The sequence below is a fragment of the Corallococcus sp. CA053C genome (assembly GCF_003611675.1).
Lineage (GTDB): Bacteria > Myxococcota > Myxococcia > Myxococcales > Myxococcaceae > Corallococcus.
Map to the genome: position 1 here is coordinate 1 of NZ_RAWA01000450.1, position 7,474 is coordinate 7,474.

The 7,474-nt window shown below is 71.7% G+C and carries 7 protein-coding genes; 6 read left to right on the top strand and 1 reads right to left on the bottom strand.

Annotated features, from left to right (window positions below; genetic code table 11):
* Window positions 1–145: 145 nt before the first annotated feature.
* The 3 genes from accC to D7V97_RS36905 are packed head-to-tail and all read left to right on the top strand — an operon-like array spanning window position 146 to window position 2,784.
* Entirely contained in the window at window positions 146–1,666 is a 1,521-nt protein-coding gene (accC, locus tag D7V97_RS36895) for an acetyl-CoA carboxylase biotin carboxylase subunit (protein WP_120615301.1), read from the top strand.
* Between the two features lie 38 nt (window positions 1,667–1,704).
* Complete coding sequence (locus D7V97_RS36900; protein WP_120615302.1) at window positions 1,705–2,214, top strand: DUF2118 domain-containing protein; 510 nt, start codon at window positions 1,705–1,707, stop codon at window positions 2,212–2,214.
* A 48-nt stretch (window positions 2,215–2,262) separates the two neighbouring features.
* The gene (locus tag D7V97_RS36905) at window positions 2,263–2,784 is read left to right on the top strand and encodes a YfbM family protein (protein WP_120615303.1); all 522 of its coding nucleotides are present in this window, start codon (window positions 2,263–2,265) and stop codon (window positions 2,782–2,784) included.
* A 24-nt stretch (window positions 2,785–2,808) separates the two neighbouring features.
* On the opposite strand, the gene D7V97_RS36910 is transcribed toward D7V97_RS36905, so the two are convergent.
* Window positions 2,809–3,597, bottom strand: coding sequence for a TSUP family transporter (locus D7V97_RS36910; protein ID WP_120615304.1), 789 nt, complete (start codon window positions 3,595–3,597; stop codon window positions 2,809–2,811).
* A 103-nt stretch (window positions 3,598–3,700) separates the two neighbouring features.
* On the opposite strand from D7V97_RS36910, the gene D7V97_RS36915 reads away from it, so the two are divergent.
* The 3 genes from D7V97_RS36915 to yhbY all read left to right on the top strand — a co-directional run.
* On the top strand, window positions 3,701–4,513 hold the full coding sequence (locus D7V97_RS36915; protein ID WP_120615305.1) for a hypothetical protein: 813 nt from the start codon (window positions 3,701–3,703) through the stop codon (window positions 4,511–4,513).
* Between the two features lie 117 nt (window positions 4,514–4,630).
* Window positions 4,631–7,048, top strand: coding sequence for a DnaJ domain-containing protein (locus D7V97_RS36920; protein WP_120615306.1), 2,418 nt, complete (start codon window positions 4,631–4,633; stop codon window positions 7,046–7,048).
* 72 nt (window positions 7,049–7,120) lie between these two features.
* On the top strand, window positions 7,121–7,474 hold a 354-nt coding region (gene yhbY / locus D7V97_RS36925; RefSeq protein ID WP_120615307.1), incomplete at its 3' end, for a ribosome assembly RNA-binding protein YhbY.

The window sequence follows — 7,474 nt, forward strand, 5'->3', positions numbered from 1 at the left end:
CACCCGCCCCAGCCCCCGGAGCCGGACGAGGATGACCGCTTCGTGGAAGCGAAGCTGGCCCAGGCGAAGCAGCTGATGGCCCAGTACCTGAACCTCCGCAAGTAGGGCAGGCCAAACGGGGGCGCCCCATGCTACAGGGGCGCCCATGCCCAAGATCCGCAAAGTGCTCGTCGCCAATCGCGGCGAGATCGCCATCCGGGTAATGCGCACCTGCAAGGAGCTCGGCATCGCGACGGTGGCGGTGTTCTCCGAAGCAGACCGCTCCGCGCTGCACGTGCGCACCGCCGACCAGGCCTATCTCGTGGGGCCCCCGCCCTCGCGTGAGAGCTACCTCGTGCAGGAGCGCATCCTGGAGGTCGCGAAGCAGTCCGGCGCGGACGCCATCCACCCCGGCTACGGCTTCCTCTCCGAGAACGCGTCCTTCGTGCGCGCCTGCGAGAAGGCCGGCATCACCTTCATCGGTCCGCCCGCCGCCGCCATGGACGCCATGGGCGAGAAGACCCGCGCGCGCGCCAACATGATCAAGGCCGGCGTGCCCGTCGTCCCCGGCTCCACCGAACCCATCCAGACGCCCGAGGAAGCGCGCGAGTACGCGCAGCAGATCGGCTTCCCCATCATGCTCAAGGCGGCCGGTGGCGGCGGTGGCAAGGGCATGCGCCGGGTGGAGGGCCTGCACGACTTCGACTCCGCGTGGCGGTCCGCCAAGAGCGAGGCGATGAGCTCCTTCGGCAACGACTCGGTCTACATCGAGAAGTACCTGGAGAAGCCTCACCACGTCGAGATCCAGGTCTTCGCGGACCAGTACGGCAACACCGTCCACTTGAACGAGCGCGAGTGCTCCGCGCAGCGCCGTCACCAGAAGGTGGTGGAGGAGACGCCCAGCCCCATCCTCACGCCGGAGCTGCGCGCGAAGATGGGCGAGGTCGCGGTGAAGGCGGCCAAGGCCGTCAACTACGTGGGCGCCGGGACGGTGGAGTTCCTGGTGGACGTGCACCGCAACTTCTACTTCCTGGAGATGAACACCCGCCTCCAGGTGGAGCACCCGGTGACGGAGTGGGTCACGGGCCTGGACCTCGTGGCCATGCAGATCCGCGCCGCGGAAGGGGAGAAGCTGCCCCTCTTCGAGGCCCCCGAGCCGCGCGGCCACGCGATTGAAGTGCGCGTGTACGCGGAAGACCCCGCGCGCAACTTCATGCCCAGCCCCGGAAAGATCACCCACCTGCGCGTGCCGGGCGGGCCGAACGTGCGGGATGACTCGGGCGTGTTCGCGGGCTTCACGGTGCCCAACTTCTACGACCCGATGATCTCCAAGCTGTCCGTGTGGGCGCCCACGCGCGCGGAGGCCATCGCGCGGGCGAAGCGCGCGCTGTCCGAGTACGTGGTGAAGGGCATCACCACCAACATCCGCTATCTGCACGGCATCCTGTCGCACCCGGAGTTCGTGGGCGGCGACTACGACACCAGCTTCCTCACGCGCGAGCACACGGCGCTGCTGGGCAGCGAGGACACCCAGTTGAGCGAGGTGGCGCTGCTCGCCAGCACGCTGCACGCGTTCCAGCGCGACCAGAAGCGCGCGAAGTCGCTGCCCTCCGCGGGCGCGGGCGCCGGAGACACCGGTGGCCGCATCAGCCCGTGGCGTCTGGCGCTGAAGAACCGTCGCCGCTGATTGTCTTCCTGCCGCAAGCCCCCGGAAGGACCTCTTCAATGCGTTACTTCACGAAGCAGCAGGGCCAGAAGGAAGCGGTGCCGGTGGACCTGGAGTCCCTGGGCCAGGGCCGCTTCCGGCTCACGATGAATGGCAAGACGTTCCAGGTGGACGCGCTGCCGCTGGAGAACGGCTCGCTGTCCCTGCTGGTGGACGGCCAGTCGTACAACGTCGAGTTCGAGGAGAACGGCGACGAGATCGGCACGCTCGTGCGCGGGCAGGTGAACCGCACGGACGTGGCGGACGAGCGCCGGCTGCGGATGCGCGCGGCGGCGGGCGGGTTCACCGTCGAAGGCAAGCAGGTCGTCCTGGCGCCCATGCCCGGCAAGGTGGTGAAGGTGCTGGTGAAGGTGGGCGACGAGGTGACGGAGGGCCAGGGGCTCGTGGTCGTGGAGGCCATGAAGATGGAGAACGAGCTCAAGAGCCCCAAGGCCGGCAAGGTGACGGAGGTGTTCGCCAAGGAAGGCACCCCCGTGGAGAACAACGCGAAGCTCGTCGTGGTGGAGTAGCCCGCCCGTTTCCCTGAGCTTCGCAAAGTGCCCCGAGGTCGACGCCCCATGGACATGCTCTGCACGCTGCGCAGTACCACCGAGGCGCAGCGCCTGGCCTTGCGCGACGCCCCCCGCAGGCTGGAGGCCTTCCTGGAGGACGAGGAGGACTTCGGCGACGCGAAGGGCGCGGCGTTCCTGGAGCTGGACATTGGCGAGGCGTGGCACGGCCTCCAGTACCTGCTCACCGGCACGGCGTGGGAGGGCACCCCGCCGCTGGACTTCCTGGTGCGCGGCGGCGAGGACGTGGGCGACATCCCGTCCGATGAAGGCACCGCGCGCGTGTTCACCCCCGCCGAGGTGAAGGCCCTGGCGGACGCGCTGAAGACGGTGCCGGAGGCCACGCTGCGAAAGCGCTTCGACCCCGCGACGCTCCAGGCGGAGGACATCTACCCCGGCACCTGGGAGGAAGAGGAGCCGGCGGAGGACGTGGATCCGCTGGAGGAGCTGATCTCCTACTTCGTGGAGCTGCGGAAGTTCACCGCCGCCGTGGCGAAGCGCGGCCACGCGCTGCTCGTGCACATCGGCTGAAGCGGCACCGGGGCGCGGGCCCGCCTACGCCTCCGACCAGTTGAACCAGACGTCGCGCCCCAGCTTGAGCACCAGCGCGGCCACGACGCACAGCACGACGATGCGCACCAGCCGGTCGCCGCCCTTCACCGCCACATGCGCGCCCAGCCACGCGCCGGTGAACTGCGCGGCGGCCATGGGCAGCGCCACCTTCCACAGCACCACGCCCCGGAGCGCGAAGAGCGTCATGGACGCCAGGTTGGAGGCGAAGTTCACCACCTTCGCGTCCGCGGACGCCCGCGCCAGCCCGTGGCCCAGGAGCGACGAGAAGGCCACGATGAGGAAGGTGCCCGTGCCCGGGCCGAAGAAGCCGTCATAGGTGCCGATACCCAGCGCGATGAGCGCACCGATGGCCTGCGCGCGGGGCTGGGGCGAGGGCTCCACGCCGTCCTGTCGGGGCGGCGTGCGGCGGAAGGCGAGGAACACCGCCACCGCGATGAGCAGCACCAGCACCAGCGGCTTGAGCACCTCCGGGCGCAGCAACAGCACCAGCGCCGCGCCGCCCAACGCGCCCAGCAGGCCGAAGGGGAACGTCACCCGCGCCAGCTTCCCGTCCACCAGCCCCGCCCGGGCGAAGCGCGCGAGGGCCGCGCCGGAGCCGAACACGGACTGGCCCTTGTTGGTGCCCAACGCGACGTGCGTGGGCAGGCCGGCCGTCAGCAGCGCGGGCAGCGTGATGAGCCCGCCGCCTCCCGCGATGGCATCCACGAAGCCCGCGGTCAACGCGGCGAGGCAGAGCAAACCCAGCTTCAACGCGCTGACATCCAGGTCCACGCAGGGCCCGCCTCCCAGCGGGTGGCGCCCGCTTATCACCCTGGCGGCGCGCCGTCCTGGCCGGTTGCTTGCGTCGCGCTGAAGCTTGGGGGTCAATGCGGCCATGCTCGCGACCCTGATGACCGTGCTGGCGCTGACGCTGGCGGCGCCGCCCTCACCGCCGGACGCGTCCACGGCCACGTGCCGCTCCATCGACGGGCACGTGTCCTGTGGCTATGCGTGCAAGTCGGATGGACAGCGGGTGCGGTGCGCGCAGACGCTCCAGGGGCGCTGTACCGTCATCGACGGACAGGCCGCGTGCTTCGACCCGCCGGCCTACGTGGTGAAGGCCTACGGCGCCGCGCTGCCGGAGTCGGAGTGCAAGACCATCGACGGGGTGGTGGGCTGCGGCTACGGGTGCGTCACCGACTTCGGCAAGGTGAAGTGCGCGAGGACGCCCGCGGGTGTGTGCCGGAGCCAGAGCGGCAACGTGACGTGCTTCGATCCGCCGGCGGCGGTGTTCGCGGTGTTCGGCAAGCAGGTGCCGCGCGCCCAGTGCGTCAGCAACGGCATGCAGCTGGCGTGCGGCTTCAACTGCGTGAACGCCTCCGAGGGCGTGCGCTGCGCGAAGACGCCCGCGGGCGTGTGCAAGGCCCTGAACGGCACCGTCACCTGCTTCGACCCGACGCCCGCGGCGCTCTGCGCGTGGGGCAAGGGCCTGCCGGCGCCGCAGTGCAAGCTGAGCGAGACGGGCCCGGTGTGCGGCTACAACTGCACCACGGCCTACGGCAAGGTGGCGTGCTCGGGCACCCCGGCGGGCATGTGCAAGGTGTTCGACAGCGAGGTGTACTGCTTCGACCCGCCTGCCGAGCAGCAGGCCGACGCGGCGTGTCTGGCCAGCGTGGGCCTGGCGGCGTTGGATGGCGCCACGCCGTGATTCGACACGCCCCTGGGGCTTTGGAGTCCCCGGAGGGTGTGTCTGCTTGGACCTTCGTGGGTGCGGCGGTTAAATTTCGTCATCCCGGAAGGCGCGGGAATGGGAGCAGGACGGCACATGGCGGAGGGTGAGGTCCGGCAGTACTGGGTCCGCAACGATCGGGGCACCATGTGGGGGCCCCTGACCGCGCCTACCATCGAGCTGCTCATCGACAGCGGCGCCATCCAGGGCAGGATCCAGGTCTCCAACGACGGCCTGCAGTTCGCCTTTCCGTGGCGCTTCCCCGAGGTGCGCGACGCGTTCCCCCGGGAGCTGTGGGGGGACGGCGCGCCCGCGTCGCTCCTGCAACCCGCGGCCGGAGCGCCTCCTGTGCCGCCGCCCGGTCCGTCCGCGCCCGCCGCCGCGCCCGTGGCGGGTCCGGGGGCCGTGAACGCGCCGCGTCCGGCGGGGCCCCCGCCCACGGCCGGGCCCGGTGCGATGCGGGCTCCCGCACCGGCGGTCCGCGCGGGCGTCGATGCGGCGGGGCGTCCCATCGCCACGCAGGTCGCGGGGCCCGGCGCGCCCCCCCGCCCGGGTGCGCCCGGGGTGGGGCCTCCGGTCGCGCAGGCCCGTCCGGCGGCGCCCGTGCCGCAGGCTCCGGCCCCGCAGACGGTGGTGGACGACGGGACGAATGCCGTGCCGCCGCAGGGTCCGCTCCAGCAGTACTCGCCGGTGCAGCTCTACGGGCGCATCGCCGCGGGCGAGCACACGGGCCTGCTGACGCTGGCACTGTCGGACCGCACGCTGTGGGTGCACTTCCGCAAGGGCAACCCGGAGTTCGTGGACTCGTCGCACGCGGAGGATTCGCTCGGGCTGTCGCTGCTGAGCGCGCGGCTGCTGACGGCCGAACAGCTCCAGCAGGCGGAAGGCTCGCGCGAGCGCTTCGGGGGAGACCTGCTCGCGGCACTCTTCGGCCTGGGCATCCTCCAGCCGGCGACGGCCTTCACGCAGCTGGCGCAGCGGGGCGGGGCCATCCTGGCCCGGGTGCTGCGCGCCGAGTCCGGCACCTTCACGTTCGAGGTGCGCGACCTGCCCTCGCAGAAGGCGATGCCGTTGGGCAACCGCTGGGCCGTGCTCAGCGACCAGGTGCGCCGCATCCCGACGTCGGACCTCAAGCGGCGGCTCACCCCGGTGCTCGGGCTGCCCATCATGAAGTCCGGGGGCCGGGTGGCGGCCAGTGAGCTGCGCCTGACGCCGCACGAGGTGCGCGCGCTCGCCTTCATCGACGGGGTGCGCTCGCTGGGGCAGCTCCTCCAGGACGTCCCGCAGGACGCCGACCACCTGCTGCGCCTCGCGTTCCTGCTCAAGGAGCTGAACGGCGTCTCGTTCGCGTCGGCCTCGCGCACGCAGGGGCCCCCTGGAGCCACGGCCGCCGCGCCTCCGCCAGCCGCGGCGAGGCCCGCCGCTCCCGGAGCACCCGCTGCCGGTCCTGGTGTGGCCGCCACGGGCCCTGGTGTGGCCGCTTCGGGTCCGGGCGTGCCTGCTGCCGGGCCTGGAGTGCCCGCCGCGGGTCCCGGCGCCGCGCCTCGTCCTCCAGGAGCCGCTGCGGGTGCGGCGCCCACGGCAGGCCCTGGTTCCGCGCCCCGTCCTCCGGGAGCCCCTTCAAGTGCGGCGCCGACGACGGGCCCTGGTGCCGCGTCCCGTCCTCCGGGAGCCCCTACGGGTCCTGCCCCCACCGCGGGCCCTGGCGCGGCGCCCGCCTCCGCCGCCGGACAGGCCGCGGGACGGCCTCCTGCCGCGGGCCCGGGTGCCCGCCCTGCTCCGCCCGTCGTCGGTGCTCCTTCCCCGGCCCCCGCGGCATCGGGCCCGGCGCCCGGCGCGGATCAGCTGCCCGCGCTGCGCCAGCTCGCCGCGACCCTGAAGGGACAGAACCACTTCCAGCGGCTCGGCCTCACCGAACAGACGGAAGGCAGCGCGGTGAAGATCGCCTACTTCCGCCTCGCCAAGCTCTACCACCCGGACACCCTGCCCCAGGGCGCTCCGCCGGAGCTGGAGAAGCTCCAGGCGGAGGTGTTCGCGTACATCGGCGACGCGTACCGGACGCTCACGGACGACAAGAGCCGCGCGGCCTACCTCGAGGAGCTCAAGAGCGGCGGCGGCGACGGCGTGGACATCCACTCCATCCTCGAAGCCGAGGAGCTGTTCCAGAAGTCCTGCATCCTGGTGAAGGCGCGCAAGTACCCCGAAGCGGTGAAGATGCTCAACGACGCCATCGCCCTGAACGCCGAGGAGCCGGAGTTCTTCGCCTGGCGTGGCTACGCGCGCTTCCTCGCCTCTCCGGACAAGAAGGCTGCCCAGCCGGAGGCGTTCCGGGAGATCCAGGCCGCCATCAAGCGCAACGAGCGCTGCGCCCCCGCCCACTACTTCCTGGGCGTCATCGCCAAGCTGAGCGGCGACGTCACGGGCTCCCTCAAGCACTTCAAGCGCACCGTCGAGCTGCAACCGGACCACATCGACGCGATGCGGGAGATCCGCATGGCGGCCCAAAAGAAGTAGGGTGCGCCCCTTTTCGCGGAAGCCGGTCCTCCCAACGGCCCGGCGCCCGCGCCCTTCTCAAGGAGACACCCCATGCCCCTCACCGGGAAACAGCGCCGCCACCTGCGGGCCCTCGGCCACCACCTGGAGCCGGTGGTCATCGTCGGCCAGTCCGGCGTCACCGACGGCGTCATCTCCGCCGTCGAGCAGGCGCTGAACGACCACGAGCTCATCAAGGTGAAGATCAACGAAGGCCCGGACGGACGCCACGAGGGCGCCGACCGCCTGGCCGAGGCCACCGGCGCGGAGCTCGCGCAGCTGCTCGGCCGCACCGCCCTGCTCTTCAAGAAGCGCAAGGACAAGTCCCGCTTCGAGGACATCCTCAAGGGCCCCCACGAGCCCAAGCCCGCCCCCAAGACGGAAGAGAAGCCGAAGCCGCGTCGGCGC

What these genes read in the sequence shown, in the direction of transcription:
- accC (WP_120615301.1), top strand. Translation starts at nt 146, where the DNA reads ATGCCCAAGATCCGCAAAGTGCTCGTCGCCAATCGCGGCGAGATCGCC.
- D7V97_RS36900 (WP_120615302.1), top strand. Translation starts at nt 1,705, where the DNA reads ATGCGTTACTTCACGAAGCAGCAGGGCCAGAAGGAAGCGGTGCCGGTG.
- D7V97_RS36905 (WP_120615303.1), top strand. Translation starts at nt 2,263, where the DNA reads ATGGACATGCTCTGCACGCTGCGCAGTACCACCGAGGCGCAGCGCCTG.
- D7V97_RS36915 (WP_120615305.1), top strand. Translation starts at nt 3,701, where the DNA reads ATGCTCGCGACCCTGATGACCGTGCTGGCGCTGACGCTGGCGGCGCCG.
- D7V97_RS36920 (WP_120615306.1), top strand. Translation starts at nt 4,631, where the DNA reads ATGGCGGAGGGTGAGGTCCGGCAGTACTGGGTCCGCAACGATCGGGGC.